The sequence below is a fragment of the Vibrio sp. 10N.261.54.A5 genome, from assembly GCF_041471145.1.
GTDB classification, from domain to species: Bacteria; Pseudomonadota; Gammaproteobacteria; order Enterobacterales; family Vibrionaceae; genus Vibrio; species Vibrio crassostreae_C.
In genome coordinates this window covers 1-24,631 of record NZ_JBFRNU010000013.1, presented here as the reverse complement: position 1 = coordinate 24,631, position 24,631 = coordinate 1, and the positions used below count along the sequence as shown (strand labels likewise).

Annotated in this window: 27 protein-coding genes; 19 read left to right on the top strand and 8 right to left on the bottom strand. The window is 45.7% G+C overall.

The window, feature by feature from the left end; genetic code table 11:
* The first annotated feature begins 162 nt into the window (after positions 1-162).
* The 5 genes from AB4329_RS03730 (at position 163) to AB4329_RS03710 (ending at position 6,046) form a co-directional block, all read left to right on the top strand.
* A complete protein-coding gene (locus tag AB4329_RS03730; protein ID WP_009848915.1) occupies positions 163-741 on the top strand; it encodes an aminodeoxychorismate/anthranilate synthase component II in 579 nt (192 codons plus the stop codon).
* Positions 742-1,205: 464 nt separating this feature from the next.
* Entirely contained in the window at positions 1,206-2,417 is a 1,212-nt protein-coding gene (locus tag AB4329_RS03725; protein ID WP_017066202.1) for an aspartate aminotransferase family protein, read from the top strand.
* 107 nt (positions 2,418-2,524) lie between these two features.
* Positions 2,525-3,544: an arginine N-succinyltransferase gene (gene astA, locus AB4329_RS03720; RefSeq protein ID WP_017061116.1), complete on the top strand. Its 1,020-nt coding sequence runs from the start codon at positions 2,525-2,527 to the stop codon at positions 3,542-3,544.
* 39 nt (positions 3,545-3,583) lie between these two features.
* Complete coding sequence (astD, locus tag AB4329_RS03715) at positions 3,584-5,041, top strand: succinylglutamate-semialdehyde dehydrogenase (protein WP_372137669.1); 1,458 nt, start codon at positions 3,584-3,586, stop codon at positions 5,039-5,041.
* Between the two features lie 213 nt (positions 5,042-5,254).
* A complete protein-coding gene (locus AB4329_RS03710; RefSeq protein ID WP_372137668.1) occupies positions 5,255-6,046 on the top strand; it encodes a DUF1338 domain-containing protein in 792 nt (263 codons plus the stop codon).
* A 177-nt stretch (positions 6,047-6,223) separates the two neighbouring features.
* Here AB4329_RS03710 and crp read toward each other — a convergent pair whose 3' ends face one another.
* From crp to AB4329_RS03680, 6 genes are all read right to left on the bottom strand, one after another.
* Positions 6,224-6,856: a cAMP-activated global transcriptional regulator CRP gene (crp, locus tag AB4329_RS03705; protein WP_004729651.1), complete on the bottom strand. Its 633-nt coding sequence runs from the start codon at positions 6,854-6,856 to the stop codon at positions 6,224-6,226.
* Between the two features lie 239 nt (positions 6,857-7,095).
* On the bottom strand, positions 7,096-7,965 hold the full coding sequence (locus tag AB4329_RS03700) for a phosphoribulokinase (protein WP_010435210.1): 870 nt from the start codon (positions 7,963-7,965) through the stop codon (positions 7,096-7,098).
* Between the two features lie 77 nt (positions 7,966-8,042).
* Positions 8,043-8,255: a YheU family protein gene (locus tag AB4329_RS03695; RefSeq protein WP_215406500.1), complete on the bottom strand. Its 213-nt coding sequence runs from the start codon at positions 8,253-8,255 to the stop codon at positions 8,043-8,045.
* A gap of 95 nt (positions 8,256-8,350) precedes the next feature.
* A complete protein-coding gene (locus tag AB4329_RS03690) occupies positions 8,351-9,343 on the bottom strand; it encodes a hydrolase (RefSeq protein ID WP_102393048.1) in 993 nt (330 codons plus the stop codon).
* A gap of 207 nt (positions 9,344-9,550) precedes the next feature.
* Complete coding sequence (locus AB4329_RS03685) at positions 9,551-10,021, bottom strand: TIGR02444 family protein (RefSeq protein WP_017066206.1); 471 nt, start codon at positions 10,019-10,021, stop codon at positions 9,551-9,553.
* A complete protein-coding gene (locus tag AB4329_RS03680) occupies positions 10,018-11,940 on the bottom strand; it encodes an ABC transporter ATP-binding protein (protein WP_017061112.1) in 1,923 nt (640 codons plus the stop codon). The genes AB4329_RS03685 and AB4329_RS03680 overlap by 4 nt, the downstream gene beginning before the upstream one ends.
* A gap of 174 nt (positions 11,941-12,114) precedes the next feature.
* On the opposite strand from AB4329_RS03680, the gene kefG reads away from it, so the two are divergent.
* The 5 genes from kefG to AB4329_RS03655 all read left to right on the top strand — a co-directional run bounded on the left by kefG (position 12,115) and on the right by AB4329_RS03655 (position 16,694).
* Complete coding sequence (kefG, locus tag AB4329_RS03675; RefSeq protein ID WP_050711690.1) at positions 12,115-12,699, top strand: glutathione-regulated potassium-efflux system ancillary protein KefG; 585 nt, start codon at positions 12,115-12,117, stop codon at positions 12,697-12,699.
* Positions 12,686-14,482, top strand: coding sequence for a glutathione-regulated potassium-efflux system protein KefB (gene kefB, locus AB4329_RS03670; protein WP_017063703.1), 1,797 nt, complete (start codon positions 12,686-12,688; stop codon positions 14,480-14,482). The genes kefG and kefB overlap by 14 nt, the downstream gene beginning before the upstream one ends.
* A 156-nt stretch (positions 14,483-14,638) precedes the next feature.
* Positions 14,639-14,839 carry a YheV family putative zinc ribbon protein gene (locus tag AB4329_RS03665; protein WP_029235422.1) on the top strand — a complete coding sequence of 67 codons (201 nt, stop codon included), beginning with the start codon at positions 14,639-14,641 and terminating at the stop codon, positions 14,837-14,839.
* A 94-nt stretch (positions 14,840-14,933) separates the two neighbouring features.
* Positions 14,934-15,524 (top strand): peptidylprolyl isomerase, encoded by a 591-nt coding sequence (gene slyD / locus AB4329_RS03660; RefSeq protein WP_017061108.1) that lies wholly within the window; start codon positions 14,934-14,936, stop codon positions 15,522-15,524.
* Between the two features lie 204 nt (positions 15,525-15,728).
* Entirely contained in the window at positions 15,729-16,694 is a 966-nt protein-coding gene (locus AB4329_RS03655; RefSeq protein WP_372137667.1) for an isoaspartyl peptidase/L-asparaginase family protein, read from the top strand.
* Between the two features lie 180 nt (positions 16,695-16,874).
* Here the strand turns inward: AB4329_RS03655 and AB4329_RS03650 are convergent, their stop codons facing one another.
* Both AB4329_RS03650 and AB4329_RS03645 read right to left on the bottom strand, forming a co-directional pair.
* Positions 16,875-17,102, bottom strand: coding sequence for a SlyX family protein (locus tag AB4329_RS03650; protein ID WP_009848930.1), 228 nt, complete (start codon positions 17,100-17,102; stop codon positions 16,875-16,877).
* Positions 17,103-17,107: 5 nt separating this feature from the next.
* The gene (locus AB4329_RS03645) at positions 17,108-18,085 is read right to left on the bottom strand and encodes a WD40 repeat domain-containing protein (RefSeq protein WP_372137678.1); all 978 of its coding nucleotides are present in this window, start codon (positions 18,083-18,085) and stop codon (positions 17,108-17,110) included.
* 131 nt (positions 18,086-18,216) lie between these two features.
* Between AB4329_RS03645 and fkpA the strand changes: the two genes are divergently transcribed.
* The 9 genes from fkpA to AB4329_RS03600 all read left to right on the top strand — a co-directional run.
* Positions 18,217-18,993: an FKBP-type peptidyl-prolyl cis-trans isomerase gene (gene fkpA, locus AB4329_RS03640; protein WP_017068826.1), complete on the top strand. Its 777-nt coding sequence runs from the start codon at positions 18,217-18,219 to the stop codon at positions 18,991-18,993.
* A gap of 205 nt (positions 18,994-19,198) precedes the next feature.
* The gene (locus AB4329_RS03635; RefSeq protein ID WP_004729851.1) at positions 19,199-19,924 is read left to right on the top strand and encodes a transcriptional regulator; all 726 of its coding nucleotides are present in this window, start codon (positions 19,199-19,201) and stop codon (positions 19,922-19,924) included.
* Positions 19,918-20,307 (top strand): sulfurtransferase complex subunit TusD, encoded by a 390-nt coding sequence (tusD, locus tag AB4329_RS03630; protein WP_017063709.1) that lies wholly within the window; start codon positions 19,918-19,920, stop codon positions 20,305-20,307. The genes AB4329_RS03635 and tusD overlap by 7 nt, the downstream gene beginning before the upstream one ends.
* Positions 20,304-20,660, top strand: a complete 357-nt coding sequence (gene tusC / locus AB4329_RS03625; protein WP_372137666.1) for a sulfurtransferase complex subunit TusC — start codon at positions 20,304-20,306, stop codon at positions 20,658-20,660. Before tusD ends, tusC begins: the two co-directional genes overlap by 4 nt.
* Before the next feature lie 8 nt (positions 20,661-20,668).
* The gene (tusB, locus tag AB4329_RS03620; protein ID WP_017063711.1) at positions 20,669-20,944 is read left to right on the top strand and encodes a sulfurtransferase complex subunit TusB; all 276 of its coding nucleotides are present in this window, start codon (positions 20,669-20,671) and stop codon (positions 20,942-20,944) included.
* A 182-nt stretch (positions 20,945-21,126) separates the two neighbouring features.
* Positions 21,127-21,501 (top strand): 30S ribosomal protein S12, encoded by a 375-nt coding sequence (gene rpsL, locus AB4329_RS03615; protein ID WP_004737194.1) that lies wholly within the window; start codon positions 21,127-21,129, stop codon positions 21,499-21,501.
* 107 nt (positions 21,502-21,608) lie between these two features.
* On the top strand, positions 21,609-22,079 hold the full coding sequence (gene rpsG, locus AB4329_RS03610; RefSeq protein WP_010435163.1) for a 30S ribosomal protein S7: 471 nt from the start codon (positions 21,609-21,611) through the stop codon (positions 22,077-22,079).
* Between the two features lie 166 nt (positions 22,080-22,245).
* Entirely contained in the window at positions 22,246-24,342 is a 2,097-nt protein-coding gene (gene fusA, locus AB4329_RS03605) for an elongation factor G (protein WP_017061101.1), read from the top strand.
* Between the two features lie 147 nt (positions 24,343-24,489).
* Positions 24,490-24,631 (top strand): GTP-binding protein (locus tag AB4329_RS03600; protein WP_242456805.1); only part of this gene is annotated, 142 nt, incomplete at its 3' end.

Genomic DNA, 24,631 nt, shown 5'->3' with positions numbered 1-24,631 from the left:
CAATTCAGATAACTTAACGCTATCTGTAAACAATTAAGGTCAACTTAGGTTGGCCTTAATTATTGGCGAAATGCAGTTTCCACTTGCCTTTCGCTATGGGTATTGCACAATACCGCCCCTATATCTCCCAATCCTTTAGTATTTAGCAAACGATTTCGACCCATGTTACTTATCATCGATAACTACGACTCTTTTACCTATAACTTGTATCAGTATTTCTGTGAGTTAGGGGTAACTGTAAAAGTTGTTCGCAACGATGAGATTGATATTGCGGGCATCGAAGCGTTAAATCCTAGCCATCTTGTTATCTCGCCGGGCCCATGTACGCCCGATGATGCGGGAATTTCGCTGCAGGTGATTGAACACTTCGTTGGTAAGCTGCCGATCTTAGGTGTGTGTCTTGGTCATCAAGCCATTGCTCAAGTCTTTGGTGGTGAAGTGGTGAGAGCCAGACAAGTGATGCACGGTAAAACCTCGCCTATTCGTCATAACGGGAAGAGTGTTTTTCAAGGTCTCAATAACCCTCTGACTGTGACTCGTTACCACTCTTTAGTGGTGAAAAACGGCACATTACCAGACTGTTTTGAGCTGACGTCTTGGACGGAATTTGAAGATGGTAGCATGGATGAGATCATGGGTTATCAACACAAAACCTTGCCGATTGATGCCGTCCAATTTCACCCTGAATCGATTAAAACAGAGCAAGGACACCAGCTTCTCGCTAACTTCCTAGCACGCTGAGTGTTTAAATTTGACTCTTTCTCCGTCTAAATAAGCCAGTTTAACGTATTCCATTACCCGTTAAGCGTTTAAATTCGGGCGCTACGCGTCTTCATCCCTCTGACGCCGATCACTTTTTATAACATTTCTCCCTCGTCAGGCTAAGTTTTTAGCCTATGCAAAATTATTCGCGTTATTTCGTCTCGAACCCAATATACCGCAATGCCAGTAAGGCTTTGCTGTTGCTGGTTATACGTTTAGGTAAAAAAAGCTTCATAAAACAGATTAATTGATGCATAAATAGTCATAGGTAGTGACGTTTAGCTGGTTGTAAGGGATGGCTAAAGAATAATCTACTATTGAAAAGGTTAATTAAATGTAAATATAATGCTGCAGCGGGATTATGGCGAGACAAAATATCTTTGTCTCACTTATGAACCATTACGCTTATTTGCGAAGCTTGCGGTATCGAGAAGGAATGTACGATGACAGTGGAAAATAAAGTAGAACGTAGTCTGTTTAATGAGGTGATGGTGCCTTGTTATAACCCAATGGAAATGATCCCAGTAAAAGGGGAAGGCGCACGCGTTTGGGACCAACAAGGCCGAGAGTATATCGACTTTGCTGGTGGTATCGCTGTGAGCTGTTTGGGTCACTGTCACCCAGCAATGGTTAATGCTGTTACCGAGCAAGCAAACAAGATTTGGCACCTAAGTAATGTAATGACTAACGAACCTGCACTGCGTCTAGCGAAGAAGCTAACTGACGTATGTTTTGCAGAAAAAGTATTCTTTGCGAACTCTGGTGCAGAAGCGAACGAAGCAGCACTTAAGCTAGCTCGTCGTTGGGCTGCGGATGTTCACGGTCCTGAGAAATCTGAAATCATTGCATTCAAACAAGGTTTCCACGGTCGTACTTTCTTTACTGTAACCGTTGGTGGTCAAGAAGCTTACTCAGATGGCTTCGGTCCAAAACCTGGCGATGTAACTCACCTACCTTACAACGATATTGCCGCTCTAGAAGCGCATATCTCTGATCGCACTTGTGCCATCATGATGGAACCTCTGCAAGGCGAGGGCGGTATCATCTCTCCAACGGCTGAGTTCGTGAATACGGTTCGTGAACTGTGTGACAAGCACAATGCATTGTTGATTTTTGATGAAGTACAAACAGGTAATGGTCGTACTGGTAACTTCTATGCTTACCAAGGTCTGGGCGTGACGCCAGACATTCTAAGCACAGCGAAGTCTCTAGGTGGCGGTTTCCCTATCGGCGCAATGCTGACGACGTCTGAACTGGCTACACACCTTAAGGTTGGTACGCACGGTTCTACATACGGTGGTAACCCACTGGCGTGTGCGGTAGCTGAAGCAGTGGTTGACGTAGTTAGCCAACCTGAGACTCTAGAAGGCGTAAAAGAGCGTGAAGCGCTATTCCGTGATGGTCTAACTAAGATTAACGACAAATACCAAATTTTCAGTGAGATTCGTGGTAAAGGCCTATTGTTAGGTGCTGCACTGAATGACGAATGGCAAGGGCGTGCGCGTGACGTATTAGTAGCAGCAGGCGAGCAAGGCCTAATGGTACTGGTTGCGGGTGCAAACGTGGTTCGTTTTACTCCATCACTGGTTATCACTAAACAAGAAATTGAAGAAGGTTTATCAAAACTAGACAAAGCAATCGCTACGCTAGTTTAGCCTGAGCGGCGTCATAGGAATGATCGCCAATAGAGCGATCCCATGACGTTCTGCTAAAGGCCCAAGCTTCTGGTTTTGGGCCTATTTTGCATCTGGAGGGAATATTGATGCTAGTTGTTCGCCCAATAAAACTGTCTGATTACGATGCGCTGCACACCTGTGCAGTTGAATCAGGTCATGGATTCACATCTCTTCCGGTTAACGAAGAACTGTTAACCAATCGTATTACCCATTCTGAATACAGCTTTGCGAAAGCAGACGTGACCGAACCCGGTGATGAAGGCTATCTAATGGTGGGTTTCGACGCTGAAACTGGCGAAGTTGCTGGTACAACGGGTATCGAAGCTTCCATTGGCTGGGATGTGCCTTTTTACTCGTACCACATCAGTAAAGTGGTTCACTCTTCACAGCGCCTTAAAGTGAATAACGTGGTTAAGCTGTTGACGTTTGGTAATAACTACACAGGCTGCAGCGAAATTTGTACGCTGTTCTTACGTCCTGATTACCGCAAAGGCTTAAACGGTCGACTGATGTCTAAGTGTCGTTTCCTACTGATGGCTGAGCACCCAGAGCGTTTCTCAAAAACGATCTTTGCTGAGATGCGTGGTGTATCAGATGCGGAAGGCAATTCTCCTTTCTGGCAATGGCTGCAAGAACATTTCTTCTCGATTGACTTCACGCTTGCCGATTACCTAACCGGTATTGGTAAGAAAGGCTTCATTGCTGACCTAATGCCTAAGCTACCTATCTACGTGAACCTACTGAGCAAAGAAGCTCAAGCGGTGATCGGAGAGGTACATGACAATACGCGCCCTGCACTTAAGTTGCTGGAACGTGAAGGTTTCACCAACCGTGGTTATGTCGACATCTTTGATGCAGGCCCAACGGTTGAGTGTGATCTAAGAAACATCGAATCTGTGCGTCACTCAATTCGAGCACAGGTTCAAATTGCAGAGCACTCTAGCTCTAAAGACTTCCTAATTGGTAATACCTCGTTTGAGAACTTCCGCGCAGTAGCCGCGAAAGGTGCGTATGACCAAGCAAGCGACACAGTGATTTTATCATCTGAAGTAGCAAGCGCTCTTGAAGTAAAAGAAGGCGAATTCGTTCGCATGTTGGCTCAATAAGAGCGGCGATTATCTGTCGAAGATTTTAAGGATAGAAGTATGACTCAGTGGATAGCAGGACAGTGGGTGGCAGGTCAAGGTGACGCCATGACATCAGTAAGCCCATACAACAATGAAGTAGTGTGGCAGGGTGATAGCGCGACACCAGCACAGGTTGAATCTGCAGTAGCAGCAGCTCGTGAAGCCTTCTTGGTTTGGAAAAAACTGAGCTTTGCAGAGCGTGAAGCGATCGTGTTGAACTTTGCTGAGAAAGTTAAAGAGAACAGCGAAGAAATCGCGCAAATCATCGCGAAAGAGACGGGTAAACCGATTTGGGAAACTCGCACTGAAGCGGGCGCGATGGCAGGCAAAATTGCTATCTCTATCCGTGCTTACCACGAGCGTACAGGTGAAGCTTCACGTGGAGCGGCTGGCAACCAAATTGTACTTCGTCACCGTCCATTGGGCGTGATGGCGGTATTTGGGCCTTACAACTTCCCTGGTCACTTACCTAACGGTCATATTGTTCCAGCTCTGCTATCGGGCAACACCGTAGTATTCAAGCCTTCAGAGCAGACACCTTGGACGGGTGAATTCGCAATGAAGCTATGGCAAGAAGCGGGTCTTCCTGCTGGCGTAATCAACCTAGTACAAGGCGCTAAAGAGACAGGTATCGCACTGGCCGATGCTAAAGGTCTTGATGGCGTGCTGTTCACAGGTAGTGCTAATACGGGGCATATCCTTCACCGTCAATTCGCGGGCCAACCGGGCAAGATGCTGGCACTAGAGATGGGTGGCAATAACCCTATGGTGATCAGTGACCAATATGGTGACGCAGACGCAACGGTATACACCATTATCCAATCGGCGTTCATCAGTGCGGGTCAACGTTGTACATGTGCTCGTCGTTTGTACGTGCCTGTTGGCGAGAAGGGGGATCTGCTACTCGATAAGCTGGTCGCAGCGACGCAAAAGATTCGTGTTGATCAGCCATTCGCTGAACCAGCACCCTTCATGGGTCCTCAGATCTCTGAAGCTGCGGCTAAGTTCATTCTGGACGCGCAAGCGAATCTACAATCGTTAGGCGGCGTCAGCCTAGTAGAAGCAAAAGCGGGTCAAGCGGCGTTTGTTTCTCCGGGTATTATCGACGCAACCAACATTGCTGAGCTGCCGGATGAAGAGTACTTCGGTCCACTGCTACAAGTGGTTCGTTACCAATCGCTAAAGCAAGCGGTTGAGCTAGCTAACGACACTCGTTTTGGTTTGTCTGCGGGTCTTGTATCAACAGATGATTCTGAATGGGAATACTTCGTTGACCATATCCGTGCGGGTATTGTTAACCGTAACCGTCAGCTAACAGGCGCAAGTGGTGATGCACCATTTGGTGGTCCGGGTGCTTCAGGCAACCTACGCCCAAGTGCTTACTATGCGGCGGACTACTGTGCTTATCCTATGGCTTCAATGGAAGGCGGTGAAACTCAACTTCCAGCAACGTTTAGCCCGGGTATTGAGCTTTAATTTAGGCTAATGAGTCTTAGGCTCATTGGTTAAGCTTGAAATAGGGAAGTGGTGTTATCGCTTCCCTTTTCCATCACGTCCGACACCTAGATTGGGCGGTAGATAATAATAGAACAAGTATGTCACAGGCTGATGGCTGCTGACTCTGTGTCTCAGCCTCTCCCTTTCTAATCCAAATTACTAGCTTGCTAGAACCTCTGACAAGGAGTCACCATGACGCCCGATCTACTCTTTAAATCACTTTGGGACGATTACATTCACAGGCTTTGTCCATCGGCTGAGAAAGTACATCACTTGCTGAAAGAAGACGAAGCTCTGATTAATGATCACATTGCACTGCGTACTTTCAATGTTGCTCCGCTAGGTATTGAAACATTGGCTAAGCCTTTCCTTGAGCTAGGTTATAAAGCGTGTGGCGATTACTTGTTTGAGAGTAAGAAGCTAGTCGCGAAGCATTACGAGCACCCAGATCCAAATCAACCTAAAGTGTTCATTAGTGAGTTGAAGGTCGAAGAGTGTTCAAGTGACTTACAACAGATCGTTGCTAAATTGGTTGAGCAAGTCGACGTAAGCAAGCTTCAAGGCCATGAATTCTTGTTTGGTGGTCGCCAATGGGATTTGAGCTTCGCTGATTTCCAAGTGCTTGCAAAAGAGAGTGAATACGCGTCTTGGCTCGCAGCTCATGGTTACGGTGCCAACCACTTTACAGTGAGCGTTAATCAACTCGATGCTTTTGATGAAGTGCAGGCAGTGAATGATTATTTGAGCGAATCAGGCTTCACGATCAATGCATCTGGTGGCCAGGTTAAAGGCTCTCCAGAGGTCTTATTAGAGCAATCATCAACAATGGCAGATAAAGTCCCAGTTTCATTTGTTGAGGGCAATGAGATGATTCCTGGAGGCTTCTATGAGTTCGCTAAGCGTTATGCGATGGCTAATGGTGAGCTTTATACCGGTTTTGTGGCAGCATCGGCTGACAAGATCTTCGAAAGCACTAACGGTTAAAGAAAGATACGAGTACGGACTTTACCCTAAAGATGCAGATAGGCTTCGCTTCGAGAGTGTTTGCGCTTCGAAGCTGTAGGTGTTTCATTCGTATTTTCTTTGTAGATCTTTAGAAAACAAAAAAGCCACCAAATTTGCATTTGGTGGCTTTCAAATTTTAGGCTCAGTTAATCGAGATTAACGAGTGCCATATACCACGATAGTTTTACCGTGTGCAGAAATTAGGTTCTGCTCTTCTAGCATCTTCAAGATACGACCAACTGTCTCACGAGAACAACCAACGATCTGGCCAATCTCTTGGCGAGTGATCTTGATTTGCATGCCGTCAGGGTGAGTCATTGCATCTGGTTGTTTTGCTAGGTTTAGTAGCGTTTGTGCGATACGACCAGTTACGTCAAGGAACGCTAAGTCACCAACTTTTTGGCTAGTTACTTGTAGACGGTTTGCCATTTGCGCTGATAGACGCATTAGGATGTCTGGGTTCACTTGGATAAGTTGACGGAATTTCTTGAAAGAAATTTCAGCTACTTCACAAGGAGATTTTGCACGAACCCAAGCTGTACGCTCTTGGTCTTCTTCGAATAAGCCTAGCTCACCGATGAAGTCGCCTTGGTTTAGGTAAGAAAGAATCATTTCCTTACCTTCTTCGTCTTTGATAAGAACTGCCACAGAACCTTTAACAATGTAGTACAAGGTTTCTGCCTTTTCACCAGCATGAATCAAAGTACTTTTTGATGGGTACTTATGAATATGACAGTGTGAAAGGAACCACTCTAATGTTGGATCGGTTTGAGGTTTACCTAGAACCATAATATCTCACTTCCTCTGCAGGGTATGCTTGCCGCTTTCCGTATTTTAGCTAAGCCTGGATTGACTTGTAGGATAAGAGCACTCGTTGAGCGCTGCAAGCTATCTTGTGTTTCGTTTAAGAATAGTATCCTTTTTCAGGTACTATTTCTTGATTTTAATCGTGACCAAGCTACGATTTTTTACGCAAAATTGTGCACATGATCACGGTATGAAAAGTAATCAACCAGAATGGTGCTCTGTTAACCAATTTTTCCGGTTTCGATGAGTTGTTGTAGGATCGGCCTTACAATGAGCTCCATAGCAAAACTCATCTTCCCTCCTGGTACCACAAGCGTGTTGTGGCGAGACATAAATGAGCCATCAATCATAGCTAAAAGGTAAGGGAAATCGACGTTTTTGATGCCGCGCAAACGTATAACAACGAAGCTTTCGTCTAAACTTGGGATCCCTTTAGCGTTGAGAGGGTTTGATGTGTCTACCGTTGGAACACGCTGAAAGTTGATGTGAGTACGCGAAAACTGAGGAGTAATGTAGTTAAGGTAATCATCCATCGAGCGAACAATCGAGTCCATTACTGCTTCACGAGAATGACCACGATCGCGTGTGTCGCGAACGAATTTCTGGATCCATTCTAAGTTGACGATAGGTACCATGCCGATCAGCAAGTCGACGTGTTGAGAAACATTGATATCGCCATCAACCACACCGCCGTGCAGGCCTTCGTAAAACATCACATCTGAATTTTCTGGGATCTCTTGCCATGGCGTAAAGGTGCCTGGCATTTGATTGTAAGGAACGGCTTCATCGAACGTGTGCAGGTAGCTACGTACCTTGCCTGTACCTTCGTTACCGTATTTACGGAAGAACTCTTCTAGCGCACCAAAGTCGTTGGCTTGTGGACCAAAGTAGCTGATGTGCTTACCTTGCTCGCGCGCTTTACGGATCTCGACATCCATCTCTGGGCGAGTGAAGCGATGGAAACTATCCCCTTCAACCCAAGCGGCCTTCACGTCCATCATATTGAACATTTTACGGAAGGCTTCTGAGGTGGTGGTGGTGCCGGCTCCAGATGAACCCGTCACCGCAATAATTGGATGTTTAGCGGACATGACAACCCTTGTCTTTTGAGTAACTTACTTGTTAGCAATCGTTTACCACTATAACACGGCTCCTTTATGAGCGCAGCTTAGAAGCGTTTTGTGACTTGAATATCAACGGTTTCATGGAGCTCAGAAAACACGATGTTGACTTCTCCTGAAGCTAATTGATGTTTCACTTGATCAATCTTGTTTTGCAGCGAAACCTCTACGTCGCCGTAGTCTGTGCCTTCACGCAGCACGAACTCTTTGATGAGGTTTTCCAGTGTCTCTGGCGCAATGTCTTGCCATGGGATGATCATAAATACTTCTCTCTTTTATGTTCATAAATAGGTTTATTGATGTAGAAATGCGTGTGCTTAGTATTGTTTTACTTCTATTTACTAAGGCTCGGTCATTATGCCGAATCTTGGATACTTTCATAGTAGGCAGGCAAGGCTTCTTCTAACCAAAACCTTGGCTTGAGTGTACTGCCAGTAATAAACCCAACATGGCCGCCTTTTTGAAACAGTCGATAATCGATGTTATCGGGCAGAACAAATTTTGGGATCACATCATCGGTCATGAAAGGGTCGTCTTTGGCATGAATGATCTGAGTCGGTAGTTTGATCTTATTGAGCTTAGGCAGAGCAGAACATTGCGCATAATAATCTTGGGCATTTTTGAAGCCGTGCAGAGGCGCAGTGATTCGTTCATCAAACTCATACAGTTTGGTGATGTTCTTGATGGCTTCAGCTGTGATGCCAAGTTTTTCCTGTAGCAGGTTAACTTTTTTTAACGCATTCGATTTTAGAGAGTTGAGCAGGTACTTCTTATAAAGCTTGGAGAAACCGCGCTCAATACGACTCGAGCAACACGCTAAGTCAAATGGAGCAGATACGATGGTCGCCGCCGACAGCAATGGGTAGTCTGCGTACTCAGCCAAATAGTTCGCCAGCATGTTTCCACCTAAAGATATGCCAACCGCAACCTTAGGGTTATTCGGAAACTGGGCGTGCAGGTGTCTTAGAAAAAAGCGCGCATCTTCGACTTCACCTGAATGGTAAGCGCGAGCCAGGCGATTGGGTTTTCCGCTGCAGCCTCTGAAGTGCATCATCACGGACAACCAACCATCTTTAGCAAACGCATTCATTAATCCATTGGCATAAGGGCTCTCAAAGCTACCTTCTAAACCGTGGAATAGAACGAATATCGGCTTGCTACTGCGATCATTTTTATTTGAGGTGTCACCGTCTGGTGATTCGCTCCAAGCAAGATCAAGAAAGTCACCATCGGGTGTTTCTAAGGTTTGCCAGTGAGGATGAAACAGCGCCTGCTTCCTAATAAACCGTGGCACTAAGGTTTGTAAGTGCGGATTAGAGAGACCAGCAGCTGCGGTAAATATTGTCATAAAAACGATCCATGCTTCTTTATACGGGTTTTGATAACGTGTTGAGTTTGTAACGAAACGCCCACGTTTTTATTTGAGCTTGGTTGATTCTCGGCATAAGCGCAAGGCTTCACTTATACGAGATACAAAAACAGACTATGGGTAACCGTTTGAATAATATCAAGGTTAAGCTTGGATCTTGATTGAATAAAAGGGAAAGAGAACGAGCTAGGGCTGTGGTGCTGGTTCAGAAAAAGCGTCGCAGAGGTTTTCAGCCCCTAATAAACGACAGTACTGAAAAGTGAGCGGTGATTGCTGGTTAGCGTACAGTTGTAGGGAGTTTATACAGTCGACCAGATCGGACTGTTGTTGCTTTTCAAGCTGTAACTCAAACTTTAGCGCTTCACGGTATAGAGAGTCGACAACGTGTGCTTTGAGATGTTTACGTAGCTCTCGATAGCTATGAAGCAGGGTTTCAGAGCGGCTTAAACACTGTTGAACTTTATGCCACTCTTCTTCAGCAAAAGACAATTGCTGCTCATCAAGCCATTTGAGAAGCAGCAGTAGATTGACGTTGCCGTGGAACTGGTTTTGCAAAGCTAAGCACGCATCCTTTACACCGCGCACACTGTAATACTGAAGGCTAAATTGCCATAGTCGTTCCAGTGTTAGTGATATTGGGGCGTGCTCTGGGCTCATAAGCTATCCATATCCTGTTCCATCTGCTCAAGCTCTTCTTGAGTGGACATCCAATCCATTTCAACTTCTTCTAGCTGTGACTTACTGCTCGCTTGGAGAGCGAGTACTTTATTCAGTTTAGCCTTATTTTCAGCTTCATACAGTGATGTGTCGGATAATTCTTGCTCAGCTTCTTCAAGAGCCTGCGTTAATTTATCCATCTGCTTTTCAAATTGAGTGAGCTTTTTACGAAGTGGTGCCGTCAGTTTACGGAACTCGGCTTCTTTACGTTTCTGCTCTTTTTTCGCTGCTGCACTGTTGGCGCCGTCTTTGGCTGGTGCCAATGCTTGTGCTTCTTTGCGCTCAACTTTCTGTTGCTCGGTTAGCCACTTGTAGTAATCGCTTAAGTCACCATCAAACGGTGCGACTTGGCGGTCGTGTACAAGGTATAAATCATCGGTAGTTGCACGCAGTAGGTAACGGTCGTGCGATACGATAACCATTGCGCCTTCAAACGTCTGCAGGGCAAAAGTCAGCGCTTGACGCATGTCGAGATCCAAGTGGTTGGTTGGTTCATCGAGTAGCAACAGGTTCGGTTTTTGCCATACCAGTAGCGCCAGAACTAAACGCGCTTTTTCACCACCAGAGAAGGGTGCCACTTTATCGAGCGCTTTTTCACCTTGGAAACCGAAGCTACCTAGGTAATCACGCAATTGTTGCTCGGTGTGTTTAGGGGCAATCTGCATCATGTGCTGCAGCGGTGTTTCTTCTGGGTGCAACGTTTCTAACTGGTGCTGTGCAAAGTAACCAATCTTAACGCCTTGCGAATAACTCAGTTCACCGCCTTGCTGTTTAAGTTCGCCAGAAAGCAGTTTAATCAGTGTTGATTTACCAGCACCATTTCGACCAAGTAGACCAATACGGCTACCCGGTACTAGGTTCAGGCGAATTTTCTCTAGAATCAGATTGTCATCATAGCCCGCTGATACTTCATCCATCATCATGATTGGATTTGGTAGCGCGTCTGGTTCTCTAAACTCAAAGCTGAATGGATTATCAAACTGAGCAGGCAGCACTTGTTCCATTTTCTCTAGCGCTTTAATACGGCTTTGCGCTTGGCGAGCCTTTGAAGCTTTGTAACGGAAACGGTCAATGTAGCTCTGCATGTGAGACATCTGTTTCTGCTGCTTTTGGTACATCGCTTGTTGCAGAATCAGTTTTTGCGCTCGTTGGGTTTCGAACGATGAGTAGTTACCCGTGTACTCATTGAGCTGTTGGTTTTCAACGTGCACGATGCGGTTGACGATAGGGTCTAAGAAGTCTCTATCGTGCGAGATAAGCACTAGCGTGCCAGGGTAGCTTTGTAACCAACGCTCTAGCCACATTACTGCGTCTAAATCCAAGTGGTTGGTAGGCTCATCGAGTAGCAGTAGGTCACTGCGACACAGTAGGGCTTGCGCTAGGTTCAAACGCATACGCCAACCACCTGAGAATTGAGTCAGGTTCCATGTCATTTGTTCTTGGCTAAAGCCTAGGCCATCCAGTAACTCGGCAGCACGTGCCTTTATGCTGTAACCACCAATGGTTTCAATCTTGCCGTGGATCTCTGCTACCAATGTGCCATTGTCGGCTTGTTCAGCTTTCTCTAGTTGATCTTCAAGGCCGCGGTATTCACGGTCACCATCAATCACGTATTCAATTGCTGTTCTTTCTAATGCAGGGGTTTCTTGAGCAACCCAAGCCATTTCCCAATGGGCAGGTTTGCTGAATGAGCCCGCATCAATAGACAGTTCGTCCTTAATTAAGGCGAATAGCGTAGATTTACCACAGCCGTTTTTACCAACCAAACCGATCTTGTCGCCAGGGTGAAAAGTCGCAGATGCTTGGTCGAGGAGTGGCTTACCGCCGCGTAGCAATTGAATATCAGAGAAAGTAATCATAATTGAAATAGCATAGAAATTAGAGGTGAACAGACGCCTGCATAGTAGGCTGAAACCAGATAAAAGTCGATCACAATGCAATTTGCGTTATGATGCCAATAACATATTAATAACTTTTGCTTAAATTCTTGTGGCCTTGCCACCGTTTAGCCCTCAAAGGAATGTTTCAAAGGAATGAGTAATACTCCCTCGACAGACAAAGTCGTGCCAAAGGTGTTGATCATCTACGCGCACCCAGAGCCGCAAACCTCTATTGCTAATCAGATGATGGTTAAGAAGGTAGAGTCGCTCGGTCATGTCAAAGTTCATGATCTCTACGCCATCTACCCAGACTTCTTTATCGATGTGCCTTATGAGCATGAATTGCTCCTTCAATACGATGTGATCGTGTTTCAGCATCCTCTGTTTATGTATTCCTGCCCTTCATTGTTAAAAGAGTGGTTTGATCGCGTGTTAGGCAAGGGTTTTGCGTTTGGTGAGCAGAGCGCACTTAAAGGCAAACACTGGCGCAGTGTGATTACTACCGGTGGTAAAGAAGAGGCGTTTGGTGCCGCAGGCTATAATAAATATCCATTACAAGAGATCTTGCAACCATTCGAGCTTACCGCTGCTTTGTGTCAGATGAATTGGATATCCCCTTTGGTTTTACACTGGGCACGAAATGTCTCCGATATGACGCGTTACCAACACGCCGAAGCGTATCGAAATTGGTTGCGAGACCCGCTACAAGATATAGGAGCAGATGATGGCTCTGACTAATGATTTTCTACAAAGTAGCGTTATATTTTTAGCGGCTGCTGTGGTTGCGGTTCCTATCGCACAGCGCGCCGGTTTGGGTTCAGTACTTGGTTACTTATTAGCGGGCGTGGCAATTGGCCCATGGGGGCTTGGCTTAATCAGTGATGTCGAAGCGATTCTACACTTCTCCGAATTCGGGGTGGTACTGCTGCTCTTCTTGATTGGTCTCGAACTTAACCCCAAAAAACTGTGGCAGATGCGGGCGCCTATTCTCGGCTTAGGGGGGGCGCAAGTGTTGATCACCACCTTGATTATTACCGCCATCGCCTGTCTATTTGGATTAACCTGGCAAACCAGTCTCGTGATAGGTATGGGTTTGGCGCTGTCTTCGACTGCGATTGCCTTGCGTGTTATTGAAGAGCGAGAGCTCGGCGGCAAAGAAGCCGGGCAGTCGGGCTTTGCAGTACTGCTTTTCCAAGATATCGCTGTTATTCCAATGCTAGCAATGTTGCCTCTACTTGCGGGTAATACCGGCGGTAGCTGGGCTGACATGCTGTGGATGCTGGGTGGCGTGATTGGCCTACTGGTCGGTGGCCACTTCTTGTTGAGACCACTTTTCCGATACGTAGTGATGAGTGGTGTGCGTGAGTTATTCACCGTCGCGGCGCTGTTACTTGTGATTGGTATTGCTGTGATCATGCAACGGATTGGCTTGTCGATGGCATTAGGTACCTTCCTAGCGGGCGTACTTCTGGCTGAAAGTGAATATCGACACGAGCTTGAGATCGCGATTGATCCATTCAAAGGTTTACTGCTTGGTCTGTTCTTTATCTCTGTGGGTATGGCGGTAAACCTAGGTCTACTGGCAGAAAGCCCATTCGCAATACTTATTGCAGTGTCGTCGCTAGTCGTATTGAAAGGTTTGGTGCTGTATGCGCTGGCTCGTATCTTCGGCACTCAAGCTAAAGCACGCAGCCGAATGGCGATGATCCTTAGCCAAGGTGGTGAGTTCGCTTTCGTTATTTTTACTGCGGCGAGTGCTCAAGGCATCTTAAGTGGCGAACAAGTGTCGTTCTTACTGGTGGTTGTGAGCCTTTCTATGGTGACCACGCCATTGATGCTTAAACTGCAAGACCGATTCTTTGCACGTCAGCTTAATCAAATCAGTGAAAGTGCGATGTCTTCGGATGTGGTTGATCGCAGCCCTCGAGTGATTATTGCGGGCTTTGGTCGTTTTGGTCAGATCATTGGTCGTCTGATGTATGCCAACAAGATTCGTATCACTGTCCTTGAAAGTGATGCCAGCCAAATACACATCCTTAGAAAGTTCGGCTACAAGGTGTTTTACGGAGACTCGACTCACCTAGAGCTATTACGCGCAGCCGGTGCTGATAAAGCAGAGGCGATTGTGTTGTGTACTGACTCCCCAGATGAAATCATGAAAACCGTCGATTTATGTAAGCAGCACTTCCCACGCTTAAAGATCTTGGCGCGTGCACGAAGCCGTGTTGAAGCGTATCAACTACTTAACCACGGTGTGAGTAACTATTCGCGTGAAACCTTCCTTGGAGCATTGGATTTAGGTCGTCAAACATTGACTGAACTTGGCATGCATCCATATAAAGCGAAGCGAGCAGAAGCACACTTTAGAAAGTTGGATAATGGTATGCTGAAAGAGTTGCTGCCTCAGCATAACGAAGATGCCGAGTTAGCCCAAAGAGCGAAAGAGGCTCGTAAAGAACTTGAAGAGATCTTTGGACACGAGATGGAAAACGATCACCAATCTCGAAACTATTGGCAGTAGCTTGAAGTGATAACTTATGCTTGAGCTTAGAAATAGAGCTTGGGCATAGAAATAACAGACTATAGAACTAACCTAATAATAAACGCGGTCTCTGCTTAACTTATCAATAAAGTGAGTGGGAAGAACCGCGAATCCAGAGCAGTAAAGGATATGAACGTGAAACAGAAAAAACGCTTTATCGCAGGGGCAAGCTGCCCAAGTTGCAATACTCAAGACACACTCCGTTGGTGGATTGAAAATAATATCGAGCTGGTGGAATGTGTCGATTGTGACTTCACAGAACAGCGTAAACCGAAAACTGTAGAGAAATCTGAACACGCGAATCAAGAAATGATCGGTATTTTTAAGCCAGAATGATTGAGTTTCGTTAATTGATCCCCATAATATCTCGGTACAGAATTTTTCCTAAGCTCAACTGTTCGAGCTTAGTCCAAACCTCCTTGGAGCTCTCATGAAAATTGAAAAGAACGTAGTAGTTAGTGTTGCATATCAAGTGAAACTTGAAGATGGCGTAGTAGTTGACCAATCAACTGCAGAAGCTCCACTAGATTACCTTCACGGTCACAACAACCTAATTACAGGTCTTGAAAAAGAGCTTGAAGGCAAAGTAGCTGGCGACAAGTTCTCTGCAACTGTTACTCCAGAAGACGCATACGGCGAACACAACGACGCACTAGTTCAACGTGTTCCTGCTGACGTATTCCAAGGTGTTGAGCAAATCGAAGTTGGCATGCGTTTCCTAGCGGATACTGACCAAGGTCCAATCCCAGTTGAAGTTACTGAAGTAGATGGCGACGAAGTTGTTGTTGATGGTAACCACATGCTAGCTGGCCAAACTCTAACGTTTGACGTTGAAGTTGTAGCGGTTCGTGAAGCGACTGAAGAAGAAGTTCAACACGGTCACGTACACCAAGAAGGCGGCTGTGGCGGTCACGACCACGATCATGACCACGAAGGCGGTTGCTGTGGTGGCGAAGGCCATGACCACGGTGAAGAGAAAAAAGACGGCTGCTGCGGCGGCGGTAGCTGTGGTTCTCACTAATACCGAATTAACGGTTTAGTTTAAGAATCTTGAAAGCCTCCCTTGTGGAGGCTTTTTGCGTTTAGGAGTCTCGCTTTTCTCTACCAAACTAAGTGTCCGCAAATCTAAGCATTCGTAAAAGTTTGGTTTTCGTTATCAGACATCGAACCATGGATGTGGTATTGATAGCACAACATTATAAGACGACGTCAGTGGAGAGTTTGTATGTCACAGCCTTTTTCAATTGCCATTCATGGTGGTGCAGGAACCATCTTGCGCGAGCAAATGAGCGATGAATTAAAAGCGGGTATTACCGAGGCTTTGGAAAAATCGGTTTTGGCTGGTTATCAAATATTGCAATCGGGTGGTGATGCTCTGGATGCGGTAGTGGCATCGGTTAAGGTGATGGAAGACAGCCCGCACTTTAATGCCGGTAGGGGCTCTGTTTTAACGCATGATGAATTTGTTGAGATGGACGCTTCTGTGATGCATGGCCGCGAAATGGATGCAGGTGCTATTGCAGGCGTTCGCCATATCAAAAACCCAATTGAGCTTGCACGTGATGTGATGCGGAAAAGCGACCATGTGTTGCTGATTGGTGAAGGTGCCGAGAAGTTTGCGTTTGAGCATGACTACACCTTTACCGAGCAAGACTACTTCTTTACTGAGCGCCGCTATGACCAACTTCAGTCGATGAAAGAGAAAGGCATCTTTGCTCTGTCTGAAGCGAAATATGATGAACAGCAAGCTGAGAAATCCCCTGACGATAAAAAGTACGGCACGGTTGGTGCGGTCGCATTAGACCAAGCGGGTAACTTAGCGGCAGCAACCAGTACCGGTGGCGTGACCAATAAGAAATACGGTCGTGTGGGTGACTCTCCGATCATTGGTGCAGGAACCATCGCTGAAAATGGCAATGTTGCCGTCTCAACAACCGGGATGGGTGAGTTCTTCCTACGTAAAATGGTCGCCAGTGATGTCGCAGCACGAATGCGTTATCTGAAAGAAGATGTGCACACCGCTTGTGAAACGATCATTCAAGGTGAATTGAAAACCATGGGTGGAGAAGGTGGCTTGATCGCTATCGATGGCCAAGGCGATATACATTTTGGTATGAACAGCTCAGGAATGTATCGTGCAAGCGTTGATACTCAAGGTCGTGTTGAAGTGAAGATTTATGCCGACGACTAAGTTGGTATCGGCTTAATTGGCTTTAGCTTATTCACTGAGATGAAATAAACAAAAGGGCGACAGATAAGTATCTGTCGTCCTTTTAGTTTTCTATGTCCCGTCCTGAAATGTGTTTACACATTGAGGACGAGAAACTAACGATATGCGTCGTTAGATTTAATTGGTTATTTTGAACCGCACTTAATAGTGTGGAGGTGGCGTCTCTTCTGATGCGTCAGCTAGATTAGAGCCATCCATATTTTTTACTTTGCCAACCACGAACTTCATCTGATCTTGCATTCTCGTGATTAACATTTGTTGTTGGCTAAGCGCTTCATTGAGTTCTTCAATGGTCTGTTCTTGGAAAGCTAGCTGACACTCTAGGTCATTTACGCGGCTTTCTAGTTGTTCAACTCGCTTTTCTGTCATCGTTCTTAATCCACATTCCAAGCTTGGGCAATGCCCGCAGAGGTGCCCGATATCACACGGTTCTTATCATCAAAGGCTGCATCATACACTACCGCACGAGGAGGGCGAGCATCTTTTAGTGGCTCAGCATCGTGGCGAGAAATTCGTTTGCCATCCTGAGTATTCCACACACTCACTTGGCTGGATGGCGTGCCCGTCACCAACATGCTGCCGTCATCAGAAAAACGAGCACTCGAAAAAATCAACTGTCGAGACCAGCTTTGCAATTGCGCTTGAGGTTCGCCCGTTTCAAGATCCCAAATCATCGCTTGATTGCCGCCATCAGAGGTAAAAGCCAGCTCGCCATCGCGTTGTAGCGTGACTCGTACTACTCTTTGTTCATGCTCAAAGGTGCGTAATACCAAGCCTGACTCGGTATCCCACAGGTAGGCTTTATAGTCGTTGCCACCTGATAATGCGTAGCGACCATTGGAAGAAAGGGAAACAGAATTAACTTTTTCTCGGTGAGCAAGGAACTCAAGACGGCGTCCGGTGACTAAGTCCACATAGATGGCTTTTCCATTAGAAAGGCCAAGCAATACTTTTTCACCATTGCTAGAGATATCGACATCGCGAATCAAGCCGTCGGAGATAGACCAGAGCCCTTGTGCTTGAGTCCAAGATAAGTCCCAAACGGCGAAGTTCATCTGGCTAGCGGTAATGGCAAAACGGCCATTGTCCGAGATACGGATACGCGATACTTGGTTTTCTAACTGGTCTTGTGGACCAAGCTGAGCCAACTCTTGGTCTTCGGCGAGGTCCCAAAGGAGCAGTTGCTTTTGCTGAGAGTAGAGCAGGGCGAAGCGTCCATCTCTGCTGAGTGCAAAGCTGGTGGCACCATTGGGCTCAATTTCCCAACGCTGCTCATCATCTTGGAAGAAAAAGCAACCATTTAACAAGGTGATGACAATTGTACATAGCAATGAGTGGAAAAATATTCGCATCACATCTAATAATCCGGTTTGTGTCGAAAGACATATGACTAGTATATTGTTATAACTAACGTATTCACACCAATCTAATCATTAGATTTGTGCACAATAACCAATGGCTTGGCCATTAATTGGAGAATTCAATGAAATCAGTTTTAAAAGTATCACTGCTTGCCGCAACGGTTATGCTAGCAGTTGGTTGTCAGAAAGAAGAACCAAAGGCAGAAGCTCCACAGGTAGAAGAAGTTAAAGTTGAAGCAGTAAACTTTAAAACAGAAGATGACAAAGCGGCTTACGCAATCGGTGTATCTTTCGCTAACTACCTAAGCACAAGCATTGATAAGCCAAGCGAGCTAGGTATCAACCTAGACAAAGATATGGTTCTTCAAGGTATCGAAGACGTATTCGCAGAGAAAACAGCACTTAACGAAGAAGAAACTCGCGCAGCTCTTGAAGCTCTAGACAAGCGTGTTGCTGAAACTATGCAAGCACAAGCGGCAGAGAAATCAGCTGAAACTAAGAAAGCAGGTGATGACTTCCGCGCTGAGTTCGCAAAGACTGAAGGCGTAGAGCAAACTGAATCTGGCCTACTTTACCAAGTAATGACAGCTGGCGAAGGCGCTTCTCCAAAAGACACTGATACTGTTCAAGTTCACTACAAAGGTACGCTAACAGACGGTACTCAGTTCGACAGCTCTTACGACCGTGGTGAACCAGCAACATTCCCACTTAACCGCGTAATCCCAGGCTGGACTGAAGGCGTACAACTGATGCAAGTTGGTTCTAAGTACAAGTTCGTTATCCCGCCAGAGCTAGCATACGGTGAGCAAGACACACCGACTATCCCTGCTAACTCAACGCTAGTATTCGAAGTAGAACTACTAAACATCGATAACGCTGAAGCAGCTCCTGCACAGTAATATCGGTTAAAAGCCTCGTACTAAAATACGTTGATTGAATAAAAAGCCTAACTTTGAGTTAGGCTTTTTTTATGATTTGAAGATGAGTATTTGATTTTTAAACTTGTTCTAAATCACTAGTTGCAATGTTAGCTAGGTGTGCAATTAAAATTTTCTGATAAACTTACATAAATTTGTTGATTTTTCACACGAAGGTAAGGAATAAGTGACTACTACAGAAACAGTCAATGCAGATGTGTTACTTGAAATGGAATCAGTCCACGTTATGCCATTCAGTGAACACGATAAAATCATTCTAAGATCTTATGAGGCCGTTGTTGACGGTATTGCGAGCCTTATTGGTCCGTTTTGTGAAATCGTTTTGCACTCTTTAGAAGACCTCAATACTTCTGCGATTAAAATTGCCAACGGCGAAAATACAGGTCGTCAGGTTGGCTCGCCGATTACCGATCTTGCATTGAAGATGCTAAAAGATATTGAAGGTTCTAAGCGTAACTTCTCACGTTCATACTTCACTCGCGCTAAAGGCGGAGTGTTGATGAAGTCGATCACGGTTGCTATCCGCAACGGTGAAGACCGAGTGATTGGCCTACTGTGTATTAACGTGAATCTAGACGCGCCATTCTCACAAGTGCTGCAATCGTTCATGCCTACACAAGACGCAGACGAAGCCGCATCATCGGTTAACTTCGCTAGTGACGTTGAAGAACTTGTCGACCAAACGGTTGAACGCACCATTGAAGAAATTAACGCTGACAAATCGGTATCGAACAATACTAAGAACCGTCAGATCGTGATGGAGCTGTACGACAAAGGTATTTTCGATATTAAAGACGCGATCAACCGCGTTGCTGAGCGACTGAACATCTCTAAGCACACCGTGTACCTATACATCCGCCAACGTAAAACAGAGGATGAAGAGGGTTGCTAAGCTATACACTCCTAGTGAATGGGCCAGTCTATGGCTCACAGTCAGCAAGAAGTGCCTACCAGTTTGCCGTGGCTCTGATTAAACAGGGCCACAAACTTCACAGTGTGTTCTTCTATCAAGATGGCGTCAGTAACGGCTCAGACCTTACCGTACCGGCTAACGATGAATTTGATTTAGCTTCTGCTTGGCAAAAGCTGGCTGATGAACACGATGTTAGCCTTGAAACCTGTGTGGCAGCTGCGCTAAGACGCGGAGTGATTAGCTCTGAAGAAGCAGAGCAACATCAACTAAGTGCCTCTAACCTAGCCACTGGATTTACTCAAGCCGGATTAGGAAGCTTATCGGAAGCGCTACTAACGCAAGATAGGGTTGTGCAGTTTTGAGAAAGTTAGCCTTTATATTTAACAGTTTCCCTCATACGACCGCTGCGGGTAGAGAAGGGTTAGACGCCCTGCTTGCTGCGTCCGCATATAGTGAAGACATTGCCGTGTTCTTTGTTGGCGATGGCGTGACACAGCTTCTCAAAGCGCAGCAGCCCGACGAAACACTATCGCGTGACTACATCCCTGCATTCAAACTTATGGACCTGTACGACATCGAACGGGTGTATGTGTGTCAGCGTAGTCTGAGTCAGTTTGGTCTTTCAGCAGACAACCTGCTGATCGATGTGACCACCGTTGAAGCCGACGAGTTAACGCAGAAGTTAGCTCAGTGCCAACAGATACTGACTTTCTAGGGGACGCTATGCTTCATATCGTAAAATCAGTCGACAAACTTAAACTCGCATTGACCTATTCTCAGCCACAAGATCAGTATCTTTTGGTGGAAGATGCGGTGTATGTTTGCCTTCCCAATCATGAGTTATTCACTCAAATCTGCGCAGTAGAGCAGGTGTCGGTGTTAAAACCAGATCTCGATAGCCGAGGTTTACAACTACTTGTCTCAAGTACCATTGATCAAGTTGACTTCGATGGCTTCGTTAAACTGACGGTTTTGAACGACAAATCAGTCACTTGGTAGCTGTGTTTTATCAGTTTGGTTAAAAGTAGACCATCCTGAGCTCTAGACGGCTAAAAAAGATCTGTATATTTCTTGACACACCTCCCACTGCTGAATAGAATTTTGCGTCCCTAATTACGACTTGTGATTAGGGATAGATTTTTCACAAAGCTTACTTTCAAGTAAATTTCAGGAGCTAGTTAATGGCAACTATTAACCAGTTGGTTCGCAAACCTCGTGTAAAGCAAGTTGTTAAAAGCAACGTGCCTGCACTAGAAGCGTGCCCACAAAAACGTGGTGTATGTACTCGTGTTTACACTACTACACCTAAAAAACCTAACTCGGCACTACGTAAAGTATGTCGTGTACGTCTAACTAACGGTTTCGAAGTAACTTCGTACATCGGCGGTGAAGGCCACAACCTACAAGAGCACAGTGTTGTACTAATCCGTGGCGGTCGTGTAAAAGACCTTCCGGGTGTTCGTTACCACACTGTTCGCGGCGCACTTGACTGTGCTGGCGTTAACGACCGTAAACAAGGTCGTTCTAAGTACGGTGTGAAACGTCCTAAGTCTTAATTGATTCTCTTTTTTAAAAAGAAATCGTTAAGTAAGGCCAAACACTATTTTATTTATTATTCTGAAAAGTTTTGGAAAAAACCTGAAGAAGACAACGGAGAATATCCATGCCACGTCGTCGCGTAATAGGTCAGCGTAAGATCCTTCCAGATCCTAAGTTCAAATCTGAATTGCTGGCAAAATTCGTTAACATCCTTATGGTTGACGGAAAGAAATCTACTGCAGAAAAAATCGTTTACACTGCACTAGATTCAATGGCTGAGAAGTCTGGTAAAGACCACTTAGCTGTATTTGAAGAAGCTCTTGAAAATGTTCGCCCAGCGGTAGAAGTTAAATCTCGCCGTGTAGGTGGTTCAACTTACCAAGTACCTGTAGAAGTTCGTCCGGTTCGCCGTAACGCTCTTGCTATGCGTTGGGTAGTTGAAGCTGCGCGTAAGCGTGGTGAAAAATCTATGGCTCAACGCCTAGCTGCTGAAATGCTAGACGCGTCTGAGAACAAAGGTACTGCGGTTAAGAAACGTGAAGACGTTCACCGCATGGCTGACGCAAACAAAGCGTTCGCACATTACCGTTGGTAATACCTTTTTAGTGCTGCAAGGTTCCTTGCAGCACTTCTTTAGTTCCTATGCTTATGCTAGGAACTATTGCTATTTCTAGGGCAAGCAATTTTTAGCGAAGCATCGCTTTTAACGCCTAATCTAGACATAGCAATAGTCCCTAAGTCTCTAATAAGAGGATTCAACCGTGGCTCGTAAAACTCCTATAGAGCAATACCGTAATATCGGTATCGTTGCTCACGTAGATGCAGGTAAAACAACCACAAGTGAACGTATTCTGTTCTATACCGGTCTTTCTCACAAAATCGGCGAAGTTCACGATGGTGCAGCAACCATGGACTGGATGGAGCAAGAGCAAGAGCGCGGTATTACGATCACTTCAGCAGCAACCACTACGTTTTGGCGTGGTATGGAAGCTCAGTTCTCGGACCACCGTATTAACATCATCGACACTCCTGGGCACGTTGACTTCACAATCGAAGTAGAACGTTCTCTGCGTGTGCTTGATGGTGCAGTTGTTGTGTTCTGTGGCTCATCTGGTGTTGAACCTCAGTCAGAGACAGTATGGCGTCAAGCTGATAAGTACCAAGTTCCACGTATGGTTTTCGTTAATAAAATGGACCGTACCGGCGCTGACTTCTTGCGCGTAGTTGAACAGATCAAGGACCGCTTAGGCGCAACTCCTGTTCCAATTCAACTGAACATTGGTGCTGAAGAAAACTTCCAAGGCGTTGTCGATCTTATCAAGATGAAGGCAATTAACTGGAATGAAGCTGACCAAGGCATGACTTTCACGTACGAAGATATTCCTGCAGACATGCAAGAAATGGCTGAAGAATATCGTACAGAACTTGTTGAAGCTGCTGCAGAAGCAAATGAAGAGCTGATGGATAAGTACCTTGAAGAAGGTGAACTAACAGAAGCTGAAATCAAACAAGGTCTTCGTACTCGTACCCTTAATAATGAAATCGTACTTGCTACTTGTGGTAGTGCATTCAAAAACAAAGGTGTACAAGCTGTTCTAGATGCAGTTGTTGATTTCCTTCCTTCTCCAGTCGATGTACCTGCAATTAAAGGTATCGATGAAGATGAGAACGAAGCAGAGCGTCACGCAGACGACAAAGAACCGTTCTCAGCGCTAGCATTTAAGATTGCAACAGACCCATTCGTTGGTACTTTAACTTTCATCCGTGTTTACTCTGGTGTTGTTGAAAGCGGTAAAACAGCTTATAACTCTGTGAAGAAACAACGTGAACGCTTAGGTCGCATTGTTCAAATGCACTCAAACAAGCGAGAAGAAGTAAAAGAAGTACGAGCAGGTGACATCGCAGCCATCATTGGCCTGAAAGATGTGACTACTGGTGAAACCCTTTGTGACCAGAACCATAAGATTGTTCTTGAGCGCATGGAGTTCCCAGACCCAGTTATTCAGATCGTTGTAGAGCCAAGCTCTCAAGCTGATCAAGATAAAATGACTATCGCTCTAGGTAAACTAGCAGCGGAAGACCCATCGTTCCGCGTTGATATGGATGCGGAAACTGGCCAGACTCTGATTTCTGGTATGGGTGAACTACACTTAGATATCATCGTTGACCGTATGAAGCGCGAATTTAGCGTGAACTGCAACGTTGGTAACCCGCAAGTGGCTTACCGTGAGACTATTCGTGGTACAGCGAAAGCGGAAGGTAAATTTATCCGTGAACATGGTGGTAAAGGTCAGTACGGTCACGTATGGCTGAAACTAGAACCATCAGAAGCTGGCGAAGGCTTTGTCTTTGTGGATGAAATTGCCAATGGTATCGTACCGAAAGAGTTTATCGCTTCAGTTGCTAAAGGCGTTGAAGAGCAGATGAACAATGGTGTGCTTGCTGGCTATCCAGTTTTGGATATCAAAGCTACACTATATGATGGTTCTTACCATGAAACAGATTCAAGTGAGATGGCGTTTACAATCGCTGCCTCTATGGCTTTCAGAACGGGTGCACTTGAAGCGCAACCGGTTCTGCTTGAGCCTATGATGAAAGTTGAAGTAACTACTCCAGAAGACTGGATGGGTGACGTTGTTGGCGATATTAACCGTCGTCGCGGCATCATCGAAGGTATGGACGAGGGGACAGCTGGCCTGAAGATAATTCGTGCACAAGTTCCGTTGTCTGTCATGTTCGGTTACGCAACTGATTTACGTTCTGCGACACAAGGTCGTGCTTCTTACTCTATGGAGTTTAGTGAGTACGCTGAAGTGCCTAACAATGTTGCAAAAGCAATCATTGCAGAGCGTGGTTAAACAAAAGGAAGGCATTTTTTTTCATTTTTTGAAAGAACAATGCGTCCAAATATTGCGCTAACGAGAGTTGGCGCATAAAATAGCAATTTCTGGCGCGTCTCGCTCAATAATGAACGTGGCGAATCATAACTAGGAAGGAACACGATTGTGTCTAAAGAAAAATTTGAACGTACGAAACCGCACGTAAACGTTGGTACTATCGGCCACGTTGACCACGGTAAAACAACTCTAACTGCTGCTATCTGTACTACTCTTGCAAAAGTATACGGCGGTGTTGCTAAAGATTTCG